A 20476-nucleotide genomic window follows, 5' to 3' on the forward strand; every position below is an offset into this window, starting at 1 on the left:
TTTCCCCCCCCGGAGGATAGCCGTCCCGGCTGTCCACGGCAGACAGGCCTCTGGCATGTCCTTTCCACCCCAGCATTCCGACTGCCAGGAAATGTCATCCGCGCAGCAATGTCCCACCCACGCAAACTTAGCGCAGCCTCATAAGTACGACAGGCACTCCTGCCTGTCGATCAGCGCACTCATCCTCCCAGGACCCTCGCGCGAGCACCAGAGCGCCAGCATAGGGGGGCGCACAACGCGAAGCCGGCCGAAGGCAAACCTCTGTGCGGAGCTCCGCATTTCCCCTCGGAGGATAGCCGTCCCGGCTGTCCATGGGAGACAGGCCTCCGGCCTGTCCTTTCCACCCCAGCATTCCGACTGCCAGGAAATGTCATCCGCGCAGCAATGTCCCACCCACGCAAACTTAGCGCAGCCTCATAAGTACGACAGGCACTCCTGCCTGTCGATCAGCGCACGCATCCTCCCAGGACCCTCGCGCGAGCACCAGAGCGCCAGCATAAGGGGCCGCACAACGCGAAGCCGGCCGAAGGCAAACCTCTGTGCGGCTCGCGCCACCCATCACATCCTTTCTCCCAGCTCCTCCGCACACCCCACCCCTCCGGAGGAGAGGGATCGTCCCGATCCCTCACGCCTCCGCATCGCCCAGCACTCCCGCATACCCTCCGCCAGTCTCCCCCCAGTCACTGAAACCAGCTCCGAATCCGATCAAACAATCCCCGCCCGCGACCATGTGATGCCGGACGCGGCGCCGGCGCATGATAGCCCTGATGCTCCGAACAAAAATTCTGCGGCACCAGATCATACGGCAGCGCATCCTCATACGCCGTTCCCGCCTGCGCACACCCATCCGTCGCCAGCTGGCTGCTCACCCGGCACAAAGACACCCGTGACAGCGGCAGCGACACCTTCGGCACCTCCGTCTTGTACCCAAGCGCCACCGCCTTCTTCATCACATCCGCCCAGATCGGCAGCGCCAGCGTGCCCCCATACCCGCCCTCCACAATCGTCTGCGGCTTGTCCAGCCCCACCCAGATCCCGCAGCTCACGCGGTCCGTATAGCCCGCAAACCACGCATCCTTGTAATCATTCGTGGTCCCCGTCTTGCCACCGCCCGGTTCCTTGAATCCATACTCGCTGCGCAGCGTGGCCGCCGTGCCTCGGTCCAGCACCTGCGCCAAAATGTTGCGCATCAGAAACGCCACGCTCGGCGTCATCACCTCGGACTCCAGCACCGGCGTCTGATAAATAACGTTGCCCGCCTTGTCCACAATCCGGTCGATCAGGAACGGCCGGCGCCGCAGCCCCTGGTTCGGAAACACGCTGATCGCGCTCGTCAGCTGCCGCGGATTCCCGCCAATGTTACCAATGAAAATCTGCGGCGTCCGCTCCGCAGGTTTAGCAAAGCCCGCATTCGTCAGCAGGTCGATCACCCGGTCCACTCCGGCGTAGTTCCCCAGTCGCAGCGTCATCGTGTTGCGGCTCTTCACGATCCCGTCCGTCAGCGTCGTCGGCCCCAGAAACTTGCCGTCCGAGTTCTGCGGATTCCATCCTGGCGAGGCACCCTCAATCTCACCCGGCTGGATCGGCGCATCATTGATCAGCGTCCCCGGCATGAAGCCGGACGCGATCGCCGCAGCATACACAAACGGCTTCACCGTGGACCCGATCTGTCGTTCTCCCATCGTGGCACGGTTGTACTTGCTGTGGCGGTAGTCGCGCCCGCCCACCAGCGCCAGGATGCCACCGGTCGTGTTGTCCTGCATCATCAGCGCCGCCTGCAGGTACGGCGTCGAGGCCACCTCCTGCGTGCCGTCCCACGTCTTGTCAAAATCGGCCTTTTTCGGGTGCGCGTAGCCACCCTGCTTTTCCACCGCCGCCAGCCGCTTCTCCACCGCTTCATCAGCCGCATCCTGCAGCTCCTTGTTCAGCGTGGTGTACACCTGCAGCCCGCCGTCCTCGATCTCCTGCTGCTCCAGGATCAGGTCCAGATCCCGCCGCACCGTGTCCAGTGCGTAGCCCCCCTGGCTTTGAAACAAAGGCTGCGCATGCAGCGCGATGTCCGCATACTTCGCCGCGATCTCCTCCTCCGGCGTGATCATCTTCAGCTCCAGCATCCGCTTCAGCACCGTGTCCCTCTCCTTCAGCGCCCCCTCATAATTCCGGAAGGGCGAAAAGCGCGCCGGACTGCGGATGATCCCCGCGATCATCGCCGCCTCGCTCAGGCTCAGCTGGCTCGCATGCTTGCCAAAGTACACCTGGCTTGCCCGCTGCACCCCGTAGATGCCCGGCCCGTAAAAGATGCGGTTCACGTAATGCTCGATGATCTGCTCCTTCGTGCACGCTTTCTCGATCCTCCGCGCCAGCATGATCTCCACCAGCTTCCGGTTCAGGCTCCGGTCATCCAGGTCCGGGTAGCTGTTGCGCGCCAGCTGCATCGTCAGCGTGCTCGCCCCCTGCACCACCCGCAGCTCCTTCACATTGCGCACCATCGCTCGCGCCACCCCGAGGTAGTCCACCCCGCCATGCTTGTAAAAGCGCGAGTCCTCTCGCGCCAGCAGCGCCTTCACAAACCACGGAGACACCTCGCTCAGCGGCACGATGATCCGGTTCTCCCCGTGCATCCGTCCCAGGATCACCCCCTTCGCATCCATCACGATCGTTCGCTCCGGCATGTCTCCCAGCTTCGTCAGATCATACGCCTTCGCCCTCTCACTGTAATACGCGATGATCGCCGCTGCCCCCAGCGTGCACACCAGCGATCCACCCAGAACAAAAATGATGCAAAACCGCTTCAACGATTGCCAGAGCGACAGGGAGGACTTCGTCGGCTTGCGTTCTTCGGTTGGCTTCTTTTTCATGGGCGCGTCGCATCGGGTCGCTGGTTTTCGACCAAAGATCAAGCCTCAGACGATGAACTCGCCGTGAACTTCAATTTCACATTCGGGCGTGACATTCGCCTTGCTGGTTCCGTACCATAGCCCACCACCAGTTCACCGGCCATGAAAGCACTCTGCCTCTCCTTCCTCCTTGCCTCCACCCTCGGCGCTTCCGCGGCGCTGCTCGAGTCGCCCCAGAAAGGCGGCCTCAAAATCCAGTCCCTCAGTTCCATCAGCTTTGGGCCGGAGGGCCTCCTGCTCGTGGCTGAGCCCGGCACCGCCAGCGTGCTCGCCGTTCAGACGGGCGATGTAGGCCCTCAAAAAGAAAAGCTCGCCAAGCCCGTCGCCGACATCGGTGCCCAGATCGCCGCAGGCCTCGGTGTGAAGAAGGAGGACATCACCGTCAAAGACCTCGCGGTCAATCCCGCCAGCGGCCGCATCTACCTCGGCGTTCAGCGCCGCCCGGACAACGCCGTGCTCATCGTCAGTGTCGGCTCTGACGGCAAGATCACTCCGCTGAACCTTGAGCCACTCTCATGGGCCCGTGTCACCCTGCCCGGCGGCACCGCAAGCAAGGTCACCAACATCACCGATGTCGCCTTCGACAAAGATCGCGTGTTCGCCACCGGCACCTGCAATGAGGAGTTCGCCTCCCGCATCTTCACCATCCCAGTTCCGGTCAAAGACGGCGCCACCGCTAGCGTCTTCAGCGCCGAAACCTACCACGTCGCTCATCGCAAGTGGGAGACCAAGGCCCCCATCCAGAGCTTCATTCCCTATCAGTCACAGGAGGGTACCTTTGTCGTCGGCGCCTTCGCCTGCACCCCCGTCGCCAAGTTCAAGGTGGACGACATCCAGAGCGGTGCCCAGGTCAAAGGCGTCAGCATGGTCGAGCTCGGCAGCGGCAACCGCCCGCTCGATCTCTTCAGCTACACTGACAAAAGTGGCAAGGAATGGCTTGTCGTGCATACCCAGCGCTTCAAGCAGAACGCCTTCGGTCCCAGCAAGATGTGGGGTGCCCGCATCAGCATGGACTACCTCGACTCACAGGCCCCCGACAAGACCAACGAGAACGCTGCCCGCCGCGACGAAAAACAGCACGACGGCCCCCAGGGGATCGAAATCGTGGACGCGCTCTTTGGTGCCGTGCAGGTGGACAAGCTCAGCGACACCGAGGCCGTCGTCCTCCGCGATGCCGAAGGAACGCTGACCCTCGAAGTCGCCGCCCTGCCGTGAAGCGCTGGCTCATGCTCTTCGCCCTCCTTGGCGCCACCGCCTTTGCCGCAGAGGCAAAGGTGGACCCCTCCGGTCACATCGAGTCCCCGGGGGTGGACATCCGCGTGTTTCGCACAGGAGCCACAGAGCCCCTGTTTGGCAGCATTTCAAAATCCGCTGCCCACGTCCGCTTCGCCGCCACCCTGCCGCTCGTCCCCGGAGAGACCTATCGTGTGGAAGTCCAGTCCCCCGACGGTCACTGGACCACCCAGCAGCTGCACTTCCAGCGCCCCGCCGCCGCCGCTCCTGCCGCCAGCATCTCTCCCGCTCCCACCAGTCTCCCGGCCAATGCCCTGAAGCTCTACCTCCACTTCAGCCAGCCCATGGAGCAGGGCGTGTTTCTCGATCGCATCACCCTCCTGCGCCACGACGGCAGCATCGTTCAAGGGGCCTTCCGCGAGACCGAGCTCTGGTCCCCCGACGGCAGACGCCTCACCCTCTGGCTCCATCCTGGCCGTCAGAAAACCGGCGTCAACCTCAACCAGGATGAAGGCCCCGTCCTGCAGGAAAACAGTCCATACACCCTCAAGATCGCCTCTTCCTGGCGCTCCACTGCCGGTGTGGCTCTCGGAAAGGACATCACCTTTCCCATCACCGCAGCAGCGCCAGACCACACTTGCCCTGATCCTCTCCGCTGGCAGATCACGCCACCCAAAGCCGCCACCCGCGATCCTCTGACCATTACCTTCGACGAACCCCTTGACCCCGCGATACTCGTTTCCGCGCTGACGGTCAAAGCTCGCGCCGCCACAATCACCGGCTCAGCTCACGTGGCCTCGGACGCTCGCACCTGGTCATTCACGCCTGCTTCAGTTTGGCCATCAGGCGCAGGCCTTGTCGAGATCGACCCCCTGCTTGAAGATCTGGCCGGCAACAATTTATTGGGACCTTTTGAGGTCGATCGCGACGCGCCGGAAAATGTCGCAAAAAAGAGCACCCTGGACTTCCAGTTGGGGGATTAGGAAGGCTTCAAGCCGCTCAGGAAATGGCGGAGCACGCGCGGCTTGTGCTCGCGTTCGGACTTGTCCCTGCGGCAATGGCTGACAGCAGGGTGGTCGTGGGCGGGTGCGGCGCGCACACCTCGCTCGGCGGCGGCAGGATCTCCAGATTGGCATTGCGCTGCAGCCAGGCATTGCTGAGCTTGTGGACCAGTGTGTCGATGTGGTTGATCTCTTTGGAATGAATCTGCAGCATGGGAATGCCGAAGGTCGAAAAAATGTCCTTCACCAACTGGCGGTCACGTGCCTTGCGGCTGGCCTTGCCGGAACTCCCGTCCTCAAACTCGATCGCCACCATCGGCAGCCAGTCCCCTTTGCGGTAGATCAGGAAATCGGTATGCCGCTGGCAGATCTTTAAAAACCCCGCAGCGTTTTCAGCATGAAGGATTTCGAAGAGCCGGGGTTTGCATTGAATGTGGCAGCGCTGGGCGGTCAGGTTTTCCAGGCAGGCATGGAACAGGGCTTCGTCGGAGGAAAGAAGGGGATAGGGTGTGGGGGATGCTTCAGATGAGGAAATGGATGCCGTAGCAGGTGAAGGCTGCATGTTTTATTGGTTATAAAAATTATTGTGGCGATCAACTTAGGTCTGGTAAGAACCCTGTAAGATCATGTGAATTGGACTTTATTCGGCCCTAAAAGTGTTCTAATGAACACATGTTGAAATCACAACCAATTTGGCCTCCTTCAATGATCTCGCCCGATGCTCCTTCTCATTCCCAGCCCCTGGTGGACTGGCTGTTTCTCGACCTGAACAGCTACTTCGCCAGCGTCGAGCAGCAGCTCAATCCCGCCCTCCGTGGCAGGCCCGTCGCCGTCGTTCCGGTGGACTCAGACACCACCTGCGCCATCGCCGCCAGCCACGAGGCCAAAAAATACGGCATCAAGACCGGCACCAACATCGGCGAGGCCCGTCGCCGCTGCCCGCACCTCATCACCGTCATGGCCGGGCACGATCGCTACGTGGAGTTTCACCATGACATCATCAAGGAGGTCGAGCGCCATTTCCCCGTTCATCAAATCTGCTCCATCGACGAAATGGCCTGCAAGCTCGACGCTCCCCGCCGCCCCCTCGAGGTGGCCACCGCCCTCGCAAAGCGCATCAAGCAGGGCCTGCGCGAGCACATTGGCGAATGCATCACCTGCTCCATCGGCCTCGCTCCCAATCGCTTCCTCGCCAAGGTGGCCAGCGACATGCAAAAGCCCGACGGCCTCGTCGCCCTCCTCCAGGAGGACCTGCCAGGCCGCCTTCTCGATCTCGAATTGCGAGACCTCTGCGGCATCGGCCGCCGCATGGAGCCCCGCCTTCACGCCTGCGGCATCCGCACCATGGCAGACTTGTGGGCCGCAGATCGCGAGACGCTCCACCGCGCCTGGGGCGGCGTGGGCGGCGACCGCTTCTGGCACGGACTGCACGGTGGCATCACGGAAGATGACGTTCCCCCTGCGCATCGCACCATCGGGCACAGCCATGTGCTCGCCCCCGAATTCCGCACCCCTCCCGCCGCAGGCATTGTCGCCCGCAGGCTCCTCCTCAAGGCCGCCAGCAGGCTGCGCCGCATGGAGTACCGCGCCAGCCATCTGCATCTCAGCATACGCTTGGAGGACGGGCCGCGCTGCGAAGCCCAGGCCAGATTTGACGAAGGCTCGGACAGCATCGCGCTCGCACGTGTGCTGGCGGATCTTTGGCTGCGGGTGATGAAGCAGGCCCGCTGGCAGCGCGTCAAAAAGGTGTCGGTGACCCTGTTCGGCTTGGTGGCAGAGGCCTGGCCGCGCCAGCTTGAGCTTTTCGATCTTTCCGGCGATTCCGCACCGAAACAGCAGCGCGAGCTCCTGAGCCGTGTGATGGATGACATCAATCAGAAGTACGGTCGCGACTCCGTCGTCATCGGTTTCACCCCAGACGCCGTCCGCACCTTCTCAGGCACCAAGATCGCCTTCACCCGCATTCCCGACCGGGAGGAGTTCAAAGAATAACACCCGCAGCCACGCAGCATAAAAAAGCCGTGGGAAACCAGGGTTCCCACGGCGCATCGCACACAGCGGCAGATCAGGCTCTCGTCACTTCGCCCAGAGCAGATCCCGGTGGCGGCGGCGGGTGATGATCAGCGCGCCGAGTCCCGCGCTCAGGATCAGGAAAGCCGAGCCAGGCTCCGGCACAGAGGCGCATTCGCAGCCAGTCACCGAGACCAGGTAATAGGCATTGCCGCTCACGTCCATCAGGTTGCCGCCTCCGTTGCGCAGGTCCGCTCCCAGAGTGAAGCCGGAGACCAGCACATTCGGGCCGATCAAGGCGTCCAGATTGAGCTTCCACAGGTCGGTGTTGGTGATCGGGTCGTTGCTGCTCAGCAGGCTCAGCGCATTGTCAGCGATGATGTCTGCGGCCGAAAAGTTGCCGAGCAGCAGGCCCCCGGTTCCATAGATGGAAACGGTCGGCGCCACATTGCCCGTGCTGAAGTCTGTGGACAGGTTCGCAATGTCAAAGTCCCCCAGCGTGGCGGAGAGGCCATGGCTGGACACCAGCTGGTCAAAAACAATGTTCAGCCCCGTGGAGGCTACCTGGATGCCCGGCGCGCAGCTCGCGTCATACAGGCCGATCCCAAAGTCCGTCAGCCCCCCATATGTATTCGTGTAGCGCACACCAAAGCCACCCTGAAACTCCAGGTTGATGTTCGGGTTCGCTCCCAGGGCAGTGGCGCCGTCCAAGGTCAGAGGCGTGAGATTTTGCAGCGCCGTGATGGTGTAGTTTTCACCGGCAGGCTTGAAAGGCTCGCTCAGTTCGATGGTCGTGGCAGCAGAGCCAGCGCCGGTCAAAGCGAACAGCAACGCAGCTGCCTGAGCCAGCAAAGGCAGCTGCCGCAGCTTGTGAGCAGGAGAGGGAAGTTTCATGGTTGAAAACGTTAGCATTTTCGACACTCAAAATAGACTCAATGAATCCAAGTGAATGCTTATTTATAAACTATAATTGAAACAATTCTCTGTAAAGCGTTTCAATTATGAATTTTTTATTCAACTTGGCTTGAAGGGTCACGTCATTAAATAAAAAGACGTCATATTTGCATTTCATTTACAATAAATGACTCATTTCTGACATGTCTGAGCAAATCCTGACAAACTCAGGCTGTCTGGGCATCTGGCCTCCACCATTTCAGGCACAAATTTTTCCGGCCCACATGGCCACAAAGCGCCATTTTACCCCCGGATCTCGCTCAAAAGAGCTCGGCACTGGTGGCAAAAAGCCGCCGGCAGTCCGCTAGATTAGAAGCGCCAGGTCACCGAAAGGCGAAACATCCGCGGCTCGATCGGGTGCACATGCACCCCGTCCACCGGCGCGGCATCACTTTTAAGCTGGGACGCATAGTAGTACGCCACATCGTAGTCGCTGCGGTTGAGCAGATTGAGGCAGTCCACCGCGACTTCCCAGTTGTTCTTCCGATACCCCAGGCGGGCATTCACCTGCAGCGACTCGCGCGTTTTGACGTCCACCACCGAATCCAGGGGCCGTGGCGCAAAGTATCGCGCACGCAGCGAGCCGAAGAGGCCCTGCGCGCCCCCCAGAGTGATGCCAGCATTGAGAGTGTAGGGAATCGAGTTGGGGATCTTTTGGTTCGGCGGATCCGTGTTCACCAGATGCGCATCGGTCAGTGTGGCCTCCACATCCACCATCACCCAGTCCTCAGGACGCCAGTAGCTGGAAAGCTCGATCCCCTTGCGCATCGAGGCCGCCCCCGGCTCCGTCGTGCCGGCATCCCCCGTGTAGATCAGCTCCGAATCGCTGTGCAGCATCCAAAACGAGAGCGTGTTCACCAGTTTGGGAATGGACTCGTTGCGAATGCCGAATTCCGCCCCGTAGGTCCGCACCAGCGGATTGACCCGGTCTGCCGGGAGGCCCGTGTTCGGATCCGTGGTGATGTTCACACCTCGTGCGTCATTGCTGTGAAAGCCCATGCCGGCGTTCACATAAAATTCTGTCTTGGCCCATGGCCCGAAGACCATGCTGAGCTTCGGACTCACGATCCCCTTGGTCAGCGACCCCGCATTCTCCGGGAGGTTGCTCTTTTCCACGTTGAACTGAAACACGTCGCCGCGCACCCCGGGGATGATCCGCAGCCAGCGCGCCGGTTTCAGCTCAGCCTCCGCGTAGAGACCGTACGTGGACTGCGTGATGTCGTCCTCCCTCACGGTGTTCCAGCGCTGACGCTGAGCGGTGTTGTACAGCCCCAGTCCGGTGATGATGTCGGTCCGCAGCTGCACGCCCAGGGTGAACCGCTGCTCCTGCCCCAGGGCATCAAAGCGCCAGTCTCGCGCCAGCTCACCACCGAGGAACCATCGGTGGTCCCTCTGCTCAAACTGGTCGCCCAGCGTGTCCCCACGGGCAAAGCTGTCCATGTAGAAGGTGAAATTGGAAAACAGATCCAGGTCGTAAAAGCCCGCATACGCATTGGCGCGCGTGGTGGTGCGGCCTTCATTCCGTACCCAGTCAAACGAAAGGCTGTAGCGCTGTGAGTTGCCGCCGTCGGTGGGGTCCAGGTTCCCATATCGGCCCACCAGGCCGCTCTCCATGGCACGCAGGGGCACCTGGTCGGTGGACCTCCATTTGCCGTGGTAGCCCATCAGGGTCAGGTTGATCTTGTCCTTGGCGTTCTCCCAGTGCCAGCGCAGAAAGCCGTTCAGCCGCGTGGCGTCTGAGGGCAGCTCCCAGGGCCCGTTGTAATACTGGTGCTCCAGCGCCACGGTCAGCTGCCCCGCACCGGCTTGGATCGTGTCTGCAATCAGCGTGCGCGTGTAGTCATATTCTCCCCAGGTCGTGGACAGGATGCCCTGCGGCAGCGCATCCACCAGCTTGAAGCGCGCCGCCCCGGTGGAGCTCAGATCGCCATGCTGCGCATAGTACGTGCCCTTCCAGTACTCCAGCTCGCCCACCAGTTCCGGGATGATGAAGTTCGTGTCCGCATACCCCTGGCCATGCGCATGGTTGCGCAGGTTCACCGGCATGCCATCCACGTAGATCGCAAAGTCCGTCCCATGGTCCAGGTTCGTCCCCCGCAGGTAGTACTGGTTCGCCTTGCCATCCCCGCTGTGCTGCGTGGCGATGAAGCCCGGAATGCTTTCCAGCAGCTCACCACGCCGCGAAAAAGGCCGCGCCATCAGCTCCTTGGCGCTGGTCTGGCCCTTAGAGGCCGAGGTCGCGATCCCGATCAGACTCTCCGCCTTGCCCTCAATGACTATTTCCGGCAGCTCCAGTTCCACCGCCTCTGCCAGCGAGCCCTCCGCCTCCGGAGCCTTCACCACCGCCTGGGCGTGACCGGACAAAGGCAGCAAAGCCAGGCTGAGGAAAATCTTGGATAGGCGAAAAACGGACATGGAATGGGGGAGGAGGGGCGGCGTCTCTAGGACGACCCTCCCTCCTCCTTGCCCATAAAATCACCGCAGTTTTTGCCCTTTGCCGCAGGCTCCGGCCTGCTATGGTGCGCCTCTCATGTCCGCCAAAGCAACACGCATTCTTCTTGCCGATGACCACGCCGTCGTGCGCAACGGCTTCCGCATGATCCTCGCCGCCCAGTGGGACATGGAGGTCGTCGGAGAGGCCTCCAACGGCCGCGAGGCTGTGGACAAAGCCATCGACCTCCAGCCAGACGTCGTCGTGCTCGACGTCACCATGCCCGAGCTCAACGGCATCGAGGCCGCACGCCAGATCTCCAAGGCCGTGCCCAAGGCGCGCATCCTCGCCCTCTCCATGCAGAAGGACTCCGTCTACGTCCGCGAAATGCTCCGCGCCGGCGCCAACGGCTACCTCCTCAAAGACAGCAACGAGAGCGATCTCCTCGCCGCCGTCCGCGCCGTCGCCAACGGCAAAGGCTTCCTCAGCCCCGAAGTCAGCGACGCCGTCCTCGACGACTACCGCAAGCACGTCACCAATCCCATCGACCTCCTCTCCCCCCGCGAGCGCGAAGTCCTCCAGATGATCTCCGAGAGCAAGACCAACAAGGAGATCGCCTCCGTGCTCAATCTCAGCGTTTACACCGTCGAAGCCCATCGCGGCCGCATCATGGAAAAGCTCAATCTCCATTCCATCGGCGAGCTCGTCCGCTTCTCCATCCGCAACGGCCTCATCGACTGAGAATACACTCACGAGCTCTTCTATAGCCGTGATGGAGCCCGGCAAGTTTCCCCTCTCCCCGCCCAGGATAAGTTCGTTCATGCAGTGCCCTTCGGGGTGAGGCCGGGTGCGATCAGTGCCGCTTCCATCGGGTTCTCATCTCTGGTCCTGTTTCACCAGTACCTTGACAGGCTCGTTCAGGTGAGGAGGCTGCGCCTTGTGGTAGCTCTCCATCACATCCAGCCCACGGGGTCCGGGAGGACGTCGTTGACGGCTCCTGCTGTCATGGTCGTCTGAGCCCCGCACCCTCCCTTTATGTCCTTCACGTTCCTCCGGATCACAGAGCGCTACGTCATGCGCGTCTTGGCGCTCGGTTTCCTGTTGGTGATGGTCCTCCTCGGCACGGCCGGCCTCGTCGCCGTGCGTCAGAGCCAGGGCATTCGCCGCGGCGTCGAGCAGCTCGCCCGCGATCAGTTCCTCATCGCCCGTCTCCGTCAGGACGTCCAGTCGGAGGAGAACACCATGACCGCCGTTCTCCATCAGTTCACTCAGATCAATCATAAGCGTGATGACCTCGTCAGGCTGCTCGCCGAGCTCGATGAAAGCGACCGCCAGGTCTCCCGCCTCAGTGGCGAGACCCGCTCTCTCGCAGACGCCGAGCTCTGGACCGAGCTCGACAGGCGCGTCAAAGCCTTCTCCCGTGAGTCCCATCGTCTTCTCGAAAGCCAGGAGCCCGTCCAGCGGGACAAGATGGAAATCCTCTTTCAGCATCATGGCCGCGTCTTCGAGCTCGTGGACAAGCTCATCAAAATCAGCTCCGACCACCTCTCCAAGACAGAGCACCTGCTGGAGCAGCAGTCTCAGGAGCTCAGTGACGACTCCACCCTCCTCCTCGGTTCCAGCACCGTCCTCGCCGCCATCTGCGCCATGCTCACCATAGCCTTCGCCCGCAAAAGCATCCAGCGCATCCGCTGGCAGTCAGAGGAGCTCAGCCGCGTCTCCTGGCACATGCTTCAGACCCAGGAGCAGGCCGCTCGCAGGTTCTCCCATGAGCTTCATGATGAGCTCGGCCAGTCTCTCGCCGCCGTTCGTGCCAACCTCACCAAAGGCTCCACCCAGGACCTCCCCTCACTGCGCGCAGACTGCCTCCACCTCGTGGACGAATCCATCGCCAACGTCCGCGAGCTCTCCCAGCTCCTCCGCCCCGTCATTCTCGACGACTTCGGCCTGGACGCCGGCCTGCGCTGGCTCGCGGAAAAATTCGGCCAGCGCACCCGCATGAAGGTGGACTACGAGTCCGACTTCACCGGTCGTCTCCCGGATGAAACAGAGACACACCTCTTTCGCATCGCCCAGGAGGCCTTCACCAACATCGCCCGTCACGCCGAGGCCACCGAGGTCAAGATCAGCCTCATGCACCGGGAGCAGACCATCCGGCTCACCATCGAAGACAACGGCAAAGGCCTTCCCCATCAGGGCGGAGACATCATCTACAGCCCCAGCCTCGGCATGGTCGGCATGCGCGCCCGCGCCCGCCAGTCTGGCGGCGAGCTCACCGCCACCAGCAGGCATCCCAGCGGCCTCCGCATCGAAATCGTCGTCCCCCTCCAAACTCCGCCAAAAGCAGAATAGCCCTCCCGGCTAAGCACGATGGCACGCTTGCCCGTCGATCAGCGCATCAATCTTCCCTAGGTCTCGCGCGCTTCCCTTCCACCACCTCCCCGGCGAAGCCATCCCGTTGGCATCACACATCCTCGATCCCGGACAGCTCTCCTGGCAAGGCAAAGTAGCCTTGTTCCTGCGGAACAAGGACCGCTCCGCTTCACCCCAGGCGCTTGGACCTGTTCTTTGAAGATAACAGGCCGGCGACTAACGCATCCAATCGGGCCGCTCCGTCTTCCAGGCAATATGACAGGCTTTTCGAGAACAGGTCTGATACCGTGCACAGTTGAAAACGGGTTCACTCTTCGTTTGAAGCATGCCCGTGACGTTCTGCCAGCGCGTCAGAGCTCTGGAGGAGTGGGATCGTCCCGGTCCCATACGCTCCCGCATCGTTTTGCTCTGGATGATTGCTCTTCCAGCCAGACGGCAGTGCCGCCCCGCATATCGCCGCACCATTCGTCATTTTCCCTCCGCGCTTTCCTAAATCCGCGCCCCCGCGCTCCGTAGCGGAATACCCCCTGATCAAGGGATGGCGCAGCCATCTCCTCAGCCTTATATAATAGGCTTTTGATCTTCAATGAGTACCCGCACCCATGCCAGCACCTGTGGCTGTCACGACTCCAGGCAGGAGACTCAGCCGGCAGAGGGGCGGCTCGAGCATCTGCGCCAGGTGGTGGATCATGCGGCTCGCTTCCTGCCCATCCAGGGGCCCCTGGGGGTTTTCATTCATTACAACACCCTCCTCTCCCTCCAGCACCGCAGATTTGAAGACGCGGTCATTGAAGGCGGCACGCTCTTCAAGGCCGAGCCCTTCCTCTCCGAGGAGGCCTATCAGACAGAGCGCGCCAAAAGCCGCATCCTCGATGAAGACCTCGACGCCGTCCTCTCCTGCGAGCCCGATGCCGAAATCCTCCCCGGCAGGCTCCGGCGCCGTCAGCTCCGTCGCGCCATGCTCGCTCCCGGCGTCCGCCGCGTGAATGGCATCAACATCTCCTGGCAGATGGAGGAGGGCGGCTGGCTGGACTCCTTCCGCACCGACCTCCCCCCATCCTCCGCCTCCGCACTCCGCGCAGATTCCCCCTCGGCGCTCTGGGCGGCATGCCTCGCCCGGGTCAAACCCCAGCCCGTCCCTCCTCCCGTCCCGCCAAAACGTCCGCGTGAGGTCGTCCTGGCGCAGCAGGGCATCGACTTGGACGCCCTCATCCACCCGCCGCTCATCCGCCTCACCGCCGCCTATCTGGACCAGGGCATTGCCTACTGGCCCATGCCGCATCGCGACAAAGGACTCCTCCGTGCGGCTCGCAAGATCATGCCTCAGGCCTTCGCCATCTTCCCGGCCCATCTCAGCGGCGTGCATGCTGAGTTCTTGCGCCAGGAGGCGGCCAATATGGACGCAGACGCCGTCGTGCTGGAGGCCCTCGCTCGGCTCGGTGTGCCCTTCGGCCAGTGGCAGGAATTCATCACCGAGGAGCTCCTCGCACTGCGTGGCTGGGCGGGCATGGTCCGCATGCTTGAGCAGGATCCCACGCTCGCTCCCCATGATCGCGTGCGCTGCTCCGTCATGGAGTTTCTCGCGCTCCGCCTCACCTACACCATCGCGGCTCTCACACACGTCGCCGGAGACACCGCCGCATGGCGCTCCACCCTCCTCCCTGTGCCGCGTTTTGATCCGCTGACTCACACGGCCCGTGTGTTTGACGTGGCCCAGCTCCTGGGCATCAGCAGCCATGACTTGATGGCTTTCCCGGACGCGGAGATGGCCCGCCTCGCACAGGAAATTCTCGCCTGTCATGAAATCGAGCGCCGCCGTCTGCTTCACCTCGCCTATGAGCGTCGCCATGAGCGTCGCGTGCTCATCCCGCTCGCCAGGCATCGCACCATGCCCTGCGTCTTTCCCAGCAGCAGCCGCCTCGTCGCCCAGGTCATCTTCTGCATGGACGACCGTGAAGAATCCATGCGGCGCGCCCTCGAGGAGGCCGACCCCGGCATCGAAACTGTCGGCGTCGCCGGCTTCTTCGGCGTGGCCATCCATTATGCCGGCATCGATGACCCTGGCGGCGTCTCATACTGCCCCGTCGTCGTCGATCCCGAGCATGCCGTCCGCGAGGTCCCGCTGCAGGATCAGGCGCATCTCCACAAACAGCGCCAGGGGCTGCGCCGTGCCTGGGCTGGCGTCGTACGCCATGGCTTCATCTCCTCCCGCACCCTCGTGCGCGGCTGGGTCAGCACCGCCTGCCTCGGCTTTTTGAGCCTTTTCCCGCTCGCGCTGCGCGTGCTCACCCCGCTGTCCTACGGCCGCTTCATCAAGTGGCTGAACCGCTCTTTCCTGCCCGAGCCCAGGACCGAGTTTTCCTTCATGAGCGATGACGCAGCCTCCCGGGGCGCCACCACCGGCCTCATGACCGGCATCACCTTTAAGCAGCAGGCAGACTGTGTGTATGAGGTGCTCGGGCCCGCAGGTCTTCACAAAGGGCACGCCAGACTGGTCGTCATCCTCGGCCACGGCTCCACCAGCCTCAACAACCCCTACGAGTCCGCCTACTGCTGCCAGGCCTGCGGCGGCCACAGCGGCGCGCCCAACGCACGCCTCTTTGCCATCATGGCCAACCGCCCCGCTGTCCGCGAAGCCCTGCGCGCCAGGGGCGTCGTCATTCCGGAGGACACCTGGTTTCTGGGCGGTTATCACGACACCTGCAACGAAGACATCCACTTCTTCGACCTGGATCTTCTTCCCGAAACCCATCGCGGCGATCTCCTGCGCGTCCATCAGTCGCTCGACAAGGCCCGCACCCTCAATGCCCATGAACGCTCACGCCGTTTTGATGCTGCCGCTCATGACATCGCTCCGGACTCCAGCCTGCGCCATGTCCAGGAGCGCGCGGAACACATCGGCGAGCCCCGGCCCGAGTACGGCCACTGCACCAATGCCGTTACCTTCGTCGGACGGCGGGAGATCACCAAAGGCCTCTTCATGGACCGCCGCGCCTTCCTTGTTTCCTACGACGCCACCAAGGACCCCGGCGATGAGGCGCTCGCTCAGGTGATCGGCGCGGCTCTCCCCGTCTGCTGCAGCATCAATCTCGACTACTACTTCTCTGCGGTGGACAACGACGTTTACGGCAGCGGCACCAAGCTCCCTCACAACATCAACGGCCTCCTCGGCGTGATGAACGGTTACCAGAGCGACCTCCGCACAGGCCTCCCCGCGCAGGCCGTCGAGATTCACGAGCCGGTGCGCATGCTCTTCATTGTCGAAACCACGCCGGCCCGTCTCATGAAAGTCATCAGCGCGGACCGTGAGCTCAACGAAATCGTCTGCAACCAGTGGCTCCGCATCGCCACCATGGACCCGGATGACGGTCACGTGGAGGTGTATCGTGACGGCGTCTTCAAAAGGCTGGAAGGGGATGAGGAACCGCTTCCTGTGGCTCCCAGCTCACAGGCCTGGTATCGCGGTAAAAGGGAGCACCTCCCCCTGGCTCGCATTGACCCCCGGGCCGCTTAACTCTGACTCTGCCACATCCAGCCTTTGTCCATGCCTCTTAAAACCCTGATCCCGATTCTCATCGCCACGCCCGGCGCGCTCTTCCTCGGGCTGAGCCTTGTCTGGCTCCTGGGCGGCGGCGTCGCGGAGCGCGTCATGGCGCGGATTACCAAGTCGGCTTACTTCCTTCTTGCCCTCCTGGCGGTGGTCATCGGCTGGGGCATGAGTTCGCAGGGGCTTCATTCCATTCAGGTCAGCTTGGGGGACTGGTTCACCGTCGGGCACTATGGCTATCCGCTCTCGTTGCTGGTGGACGGGCTCTCCCTGCCGCTTGTGGGCCTGACCGTGGCGCTCGTCAGCATTGTCGCCTTCTTTTCTGTGCGCTATCTGCATCGGGACCCGGGCTTCCTCCGCTTCTTCCTTCTCCTGCACCTCTTCACCTTCGGCGCGCTGCTCGTCTTCACCGCTGACTCGCTGGATCTCCTCATCGTCGGCTGGGAAACGATAGCCATCACCTCCGTGCTCCTCGTTGGCTTCTTCCAGTATCGGCCGGAGCCTGTGCGCAATGCCCTCTGGGTCTTTGCCTCCTATCGTGTGGCGGACTTGTTCATGCTGCTCGCCATCTTCCTGGCGCATCACTGGTTCGGCACCACCTCATGGGAGGGCCTGCTCGGCGCAGAGGGAGCCCCCGGCATCCATGGCGCGGTCGTCGCCGTGCTGCTGGTGATCGCCGCCGCCGGGAAATCTTCCCAAGGTCCTTTCTGGGGCTGGCTGCCTCGTGCCATGGAGGGTCCCACCCCTTCCAGCGCCGTTTTCTATGGGGCCATCTCCATCCACACCGGTGCTTATCTGCTGCTGCGTATCGAGCCGCTCATTCGCCATTCATGGATCGCCACCGGCCTCATCATCATCACCGGTCTGGCCACCGCCTTCCTCGGCACCCTCGTCCATCGCACCTGTGCCGATGCCAAGACCTCCCTTGCCTATGCAGCCCAGACTCAGATCGGCCTCATCTTTGTCGAGATCGGCCTCGGCTGGTCCACCTTCGCTCTCATCCATCTCGTCAGCCACGCCATGCTGCGCACATTGCAGTTCCTGCGCACGCCCTCCATGCTTCGCGACTACCATCGCGTGCACGCCGCTGCTGGCGGCAGGTTCAGCCCCACCGGCAGCCACTATGAATCCCTGCTGCCTCAATCTGTGCAGGTCTGGCTCTACCGTCTGGCTCTTGGGCGCGGTTTCTATGATGCCGTCGTCGAGCGCTGGATCGTCGCCCCTGTTCAGGCTGTCGCACACTGGCTCGCCCTTTTCGAACCCAAAGCTTCTGCGAAGAAGTCGTCAGATCACTGATCAAATTCATGCCCTACCTTTCACTGCCATACCTCACCGTCGCCCTGGCTTCATTGCTCGGTGGCGTGCTGGCATCCTGGAAGGCATCCCATCCACGCCGCGTCGCAGCGGTGGCCGCAGCACTCGCTTTCATAGCCTTCCTGGCTGCCGCGTGTGAGTCACGCGCCGCAGGGCAGGGGAGTCTGCACGATCCTTGGCTGCCCTTCTTCCAGGCCGATGGCCTCAATGCCGTCCCCATGGCCTTCTATGCCGCCCTGACCCTTGCCGTCATGGTGATCGCTCCCAGGCGTGACGCGGCCGGGCAGGCCCCCGCCGGCATGCTGCTCATCTCCCTCTCCGTGCAGACCGCCTACGCCGCCGCCTCCTGGGTTCCCATGGTCGCTGGCTGGTGGCTTTCCTGCCTGCCATTTGCATTAGGCATGTTCGGCAGTCAGCGGGAGACCCGCCTCACCATCGGCATCCGTTTGGCCAGTTGTGTCGCCCTGACCGCCGCCGTGATTGTTCTGAGCGCCTCATCAACCGCTGGTTTTGCCAAATATGGTACACTCTGGGCCGCTTTTCTCACCATCGCAGTCATCTGTCGCAAGGGCCTTTTCCCCCTCCACGCAGGCGTAGTGCATGCCTTCGAGCATGGCCCCCTCCTGCCCAAAGCCCTCCTTTTCAACGGCCACCTTGGCGTCGTGCTTGTAGCGCGCGCAGAGGTCGCTTCTCTCTCAGAATCAGCACACAATGCCTTCGAATTCCTCAGTCTGGCGGCTGTTGCCACCGTAGGCATCGCCAGTCTGCGTGCCTTCACAGAAAGCAAGCCCCGGCGTCTCCTTGCGTTCCTGTGCATCAGCCAGGCCAGCTTCATGCTCGCCGGCATCACCAGCGCCAACATCGAAGGAGTCACCGGTGCGCTCACCCACTGGCTGGTGGTGGCTGCTGCCTCCACCGGGCTCATCTGCATCGTTCGTGCGCTGGAAGTGCGGGTAAGTTCCAGTGAAGACCCTCTGATGCATCTCGGCCTTGCCGCCAAAGCACCACGTCTTGCCACCTTTTTCCTCATCTGTGGCCTCGCCCTTGTCGGCCTGCCCGGCACGCTGGGTTATTGCGCTGAGGAGCTCATCTTCCACGGCATGCTGCAAAACCACCTCAGCGCCGGCATCGTGCTGCTGGTTGCCACGGTCTTCAATGCCATCAACCTCCTGCGTCTCTACAACACCCTGTTCCTCGGCGTGCTGCCAAAGCACGTCATCAACATCCCCGACGCCCTGCCTCGTGAGCGCTGGCCGCTGACCGTCTGCATCCTCTTTCTGGTCTTGGGTGGCCTCATGCCACGTGTGGTCATCGGCTGGCGCTCAGATGCCGCAAACAGCCTTGAAAAGGCGGTGCGTGGTGCTTCAGCTCACTGAACTTCCTCATTCCACCACTGCAGCAGCATCTGCCGCGCGCGGTAGATCCGCCCTTCGGTGCCGCGCACGGAGCAGTTCAGCACCTTGGCGCACTCCTCATGGCTCAGGCCTTCCATGGCGCTCAGCATCAGTGCTGTACGCAGCTTTTCCGGCAGCAGCGCCAGCCCGCGCTCCAGCTTCTGCATCTCGCTCTGCCATTCCGCGCTTTCATCGGGGGAGTTTTGCGGACAGGGCAAAGGTTTTTCGAGTTCGCTCAGCGTCGTGGTGCTGTCTCGCTGCCGCGAAGCCCGTGATTTGGCCCGGTCACGGCAAAGGTTCAGCGCGATCTGATACAGCCAGGTTGAAAGCTTCGCCCGCCCCTCGAATTCAGGCAGCGCCTGCCATGCACGCACAAAAGCATCCTGGCAGACTTCACGCGCATCCTCGGCACAGCGCAGCCAGCGGCAGCAGAAGCCGAACAGCTTTTCTTCATGCTGTTTCACGATCCATTCAAAGGCGGCCATGTCGCCTGCCTGGGCGGCACGCAGGTGGGCTGCTTCCGCCGCATCTTCGGCCGCAGCTCCGGCCTGCGGAAGGATCAGGGGATCAATCGCGGGCAAGGCTGTCATGAGTCCACTCCAGGAGTCTGGCTGCCTGCGCAGGCCGCAGATAGCGTTTCATTGCAAAAAAATGATCCAATGTGGCCCGCTGCAAGGCAGCCTGCGCCTTGTTCAGCCGCTCCAGGGCAGCATTCATGGCTGCTTCGTTCATCTGGGGATCTCGGATGGTTTCGGCCAGGGATACATCCGCCTGACGCAACTCGTCTTTGAGTTTCACCCGAAGGGTTTCAAATTCGGCTTCAATGGGTTCGAGCTTCTCATGCTGCTCCGGGGTGATGTCGAGGTGCTCATGCATCCACGCATGCAGATCTGTTTGTGCGTGATCATGCGCGTGGCTTTCGCCATGACGGTGAAGGGTCCAGTCTGTGACCAGCCATGCGGTTCCCCCGGCCAGAGTGGCGGAGCAAAACACCGAAATCAGCATCCATTTGAGCCTTGAGGTCATTGTGGCTCTCCTGTGCGAAACAGCTCCATGGCGGGTGGTGTGGTATGGATGGTGTCACGTGATGCCATGGCCCAGCCCACCATGCCTGCAGTCACGATCCCAGCGATGGCGGTTACGATCAGCAGCCATCGCACAAAAGACTGCCAGCGCCTTGCCCGGCCATCATCGACGCGGACGCGAGCCATGATGCCTGCCTCCAGTGCGTGCGGCACAGCCACAGGTGGGGCGGCTGCGGCATGTCTGAGCATGCGATTGAGGTCGGAGTCGTTCATGGGAGCCATTTATGCATAAAAAAT

At 62.2% G+C, this 20476-nt stretch carries 15 protein-coding genes; 8 read left to right on the plus strand and 7 right to left on the minus strand.

Annotation, left to right across the window (positions count from 1 at the left end; genetic code table 11):
• Positions 1 to 680: 680 nt before the first annotated feature.
• Positions 681 to 2858 (minus strand): transglycosylase domain-containing protein, encoded by a 2178-nt coding sequence (locus ACZ5WW_RS20590; protein ID WP_377162371.1) that lies wholly within the window; start codon positions 2856 to 2858, stop codon positions 681 to 683.
• 141 nt (positions 2859 to 2999) lie between these two features.
• Here ACZ5WW_RS20590 and ACZ5WW_RS20595 point away from each other — a divergent pair, with 141 nt between their 5' ends.
• Together ACZ5WW_RS20595 and ACZ5WW_RS20600 are read left to right on the plus strand one after the other, a co-directional pair.
• Positions 3000 to 4112: a hypothetical protein gene (locus ACZ5WW_RS20595; RefSeq protein ID WP_377162373.1), complete on the plus strand. Its 1113-nt coding sequence runs from the start codon at positions 3000 to 3002 to the stop codon at positions 4110 to 4112.
• Positions 4109 to 5113, plus strand: coding sequence for an Ig-like domain-containing domain (locus ACZ5WW_RS20600; protein ID WP_377162375.1), 1005 nt, complete (start codon positions 4109 to 4111; stop codon positions 5111 to 5113). The genes ACZ5WW_RS20595 and ACZ5WW_RS20600 overlap by 4 nt, the downstream gene beginning before the upstream one ends.
• 16 nt (positions 5114 to 5129) lie before the next feature.
• On the opposite strand, the gene ACZ5WW_RS20605 is transcribed toward ACZ5WW_RS20600, so the two are convergent.
• The gene (locus tag ACZ5WW_RS20605) at positions 5130 to 5693 is read right to left on the minus strand and encodes a DUF2726 domain-containing protein (protein ID WP_377162377.1); all 564 of its coding nucleotides are present in this window, start codon (positions 5691 to 5693) and stop codon (positions 5130 to 5132) included.
• 143 nt (positions 5694 to 5836) lie between these two features.
• Here ACZ5WW_RS20605 and ACZ5WW_RS20610 point away from each other — a divergent pair, with 143 nt between their 5' ends.
• Positions 5837 to 7123, plus strand: a complete 1287-nt coding sequence (locus tag ACZ5WW_RS20610) for a Y-family DNA polymerase (protein WP_377162379.1) — start codon at positions 5837 to 5839, stop codon at positions 7121 to 7123.
• An 84-nt stretch (positions 7124 to 7207) separates the two neighbouring features.
• Here ACZ5WW_RS20610 and ACZ5WW_RS20615 read toward each other — a convergent pair whose 3' ends face one another.
• Together ACZ5WW_RS20615 and ACZ5WW_RS20620 are read right to left on the minus strand one after the other, a co-directional pair.
• Positions 7208 to 8035: a PEP-CTERM sorting domain-containing protein gene (locus ACZ5WW_RS20615; RefSeq protein WP_377162381.1), complete on the minus strand. Its 828-nt coding sequence runs from the start codon at positions 8033 to 8035 to the stop codon at positions 7208 to 7210.
• A gap of 369 nt (positions 8036 to 8404) precedes the next feature.
• Positions 8405 to 10510 carry a TonB-dependent receptor gene (locus tag ACZ5WW_RS20620; protein ID WP_377162383.1) on the minus strand — a complete coding sequence of 702 codons (2106 nt, stop codon included), beginning with the start codon at positions 10508 to 10510 and terminating at the stop codon, positions 8405 to 8407.
• A 115-nt stretch (positions 10511 to 10625) separates the two neighbouring features.
• Between ACZ5WW_RS20620 and ACZ5WW_RS20625 the strand changes: the two genes are divergently transcribed.
• From ACZ5WW_RS20625 to ACZ5WW_RS20645, 5 genes are all read left to right on the plus strand, one after another.
• Positions 10626 to 11267, plus strand: coding sequence for a response regulator (locus tag ACZ5WW_RS20625; protein WP_377162385.1), 642 nt, complete (start codon positions 10626 to 10628; stop codon positions 11265 to 11267).
• 294 nt (positions 11268 to 11561) lie between these two features.
• A complete protein-coding gene (locus tag ACZ5WW_RS20630) occupies positions 11562 to 12878 on the plus strand; it encodes a sensor histidine kinase (RefSeq protein ID WP_377162387.1) in 1317 nt (438 codons plus the stop codon).
• 607 nt (positions 12879 to 13485) lie between these two features.
• Entirely contained in the window at positions 13486 to 16413 is a 2928-nt protein-coding gene (locus ACZ5WW_RS20635; protein ID WP_377162389.1) for a DUF2309 domain-containing protein, read from the plus strand.
• Positions 16414 to 16443: 30 nt separating this feature from the next.
• Positions 16444 to 17742, plus strand: coding sequence for a proton-conducting transporter transmembrane domain-containing protein (locus ACZ5WW_RS20640; RefSeq protein ID WP_377162391.1), 1299 nt, complete (start codon positions 16444 to 16446; stop codon positions 17740 to 17742).
• 8 nt (positions 17743 to 17750) lie between these two features.
• Positions 17751 to 19136 carry a proton-conducting transporter transmembrane domain-containing protein gene (locus tag ACZ5WW_RS20645; RefSeq protein ID WP_377162393.1) on the plus strand — a complete coding sequence of 462 codons (1386 nt, stop codon included), beginning with the start codon at positions 17751 to 17753 and terminating at the stop codon, positions 19134 to 19136.
• Here the strand turns inward: ACZ5WW_RS20645 and ACZ5WW_RS20650 are convergent.
• From ACZ5WW_RS20650 to ACZ5WW_RS20660, 3 genes are read right to left on the minus strand one after another with little or no spacing between them, the layout of a single operon-like run.
• Complete coding sequence (locus tag ACZ5WW_RS20650; protein ID WP_377162394.1) at positions 19130 to 19744, minus strand: RNA polymerase sigma factor; 615 nt, start codon at positions 19742 to 19744, stop codon at positions 19130 to 19132. The two genes, ACZ5WW_RS20645 and ACZ5WW_RS20650, sit on opposite strands and share 7 nt — an antisense overlap.
• Positions 19722 to 20180 carry a Spy/CpxP family protein refolding chaperone gene (locus ACZ5WW_RS20655; RefSeq protein ID WP_377162396.1) on the minus strand — a complete coding sequence of 153 codons (459 nt, stop codon included), beginning with the start codon at positions 20178 to 20180 and terminating at the stop codon, positions 19722 to 19724. Before ACZ5WW_RS20655 ends, ACZ5WW_RS20650 begins: the two co-directional genes overlap by 23 nt.
• On the minus strand, positions 20177 to 20452 hold the full coding sequence (locus tag ACZ5WW_RS20660; protein ID WP_377162398.1) for a hypothetical protein: 276 nt from the start codon (positions 20450 to 20452) through the stop codon (positions 20177 to 20179). Before ACZ5WW_RS20660 ends, ACZ5WW_RS20655 begins: the two co-directional genes overlap by 4 nt.
• Positions 20453 to 20476: the final 24 nt, after the last annotated feature.

It is taken from the genome of Prosthecobacter fluviatilis (assembly GCF_055388355.1).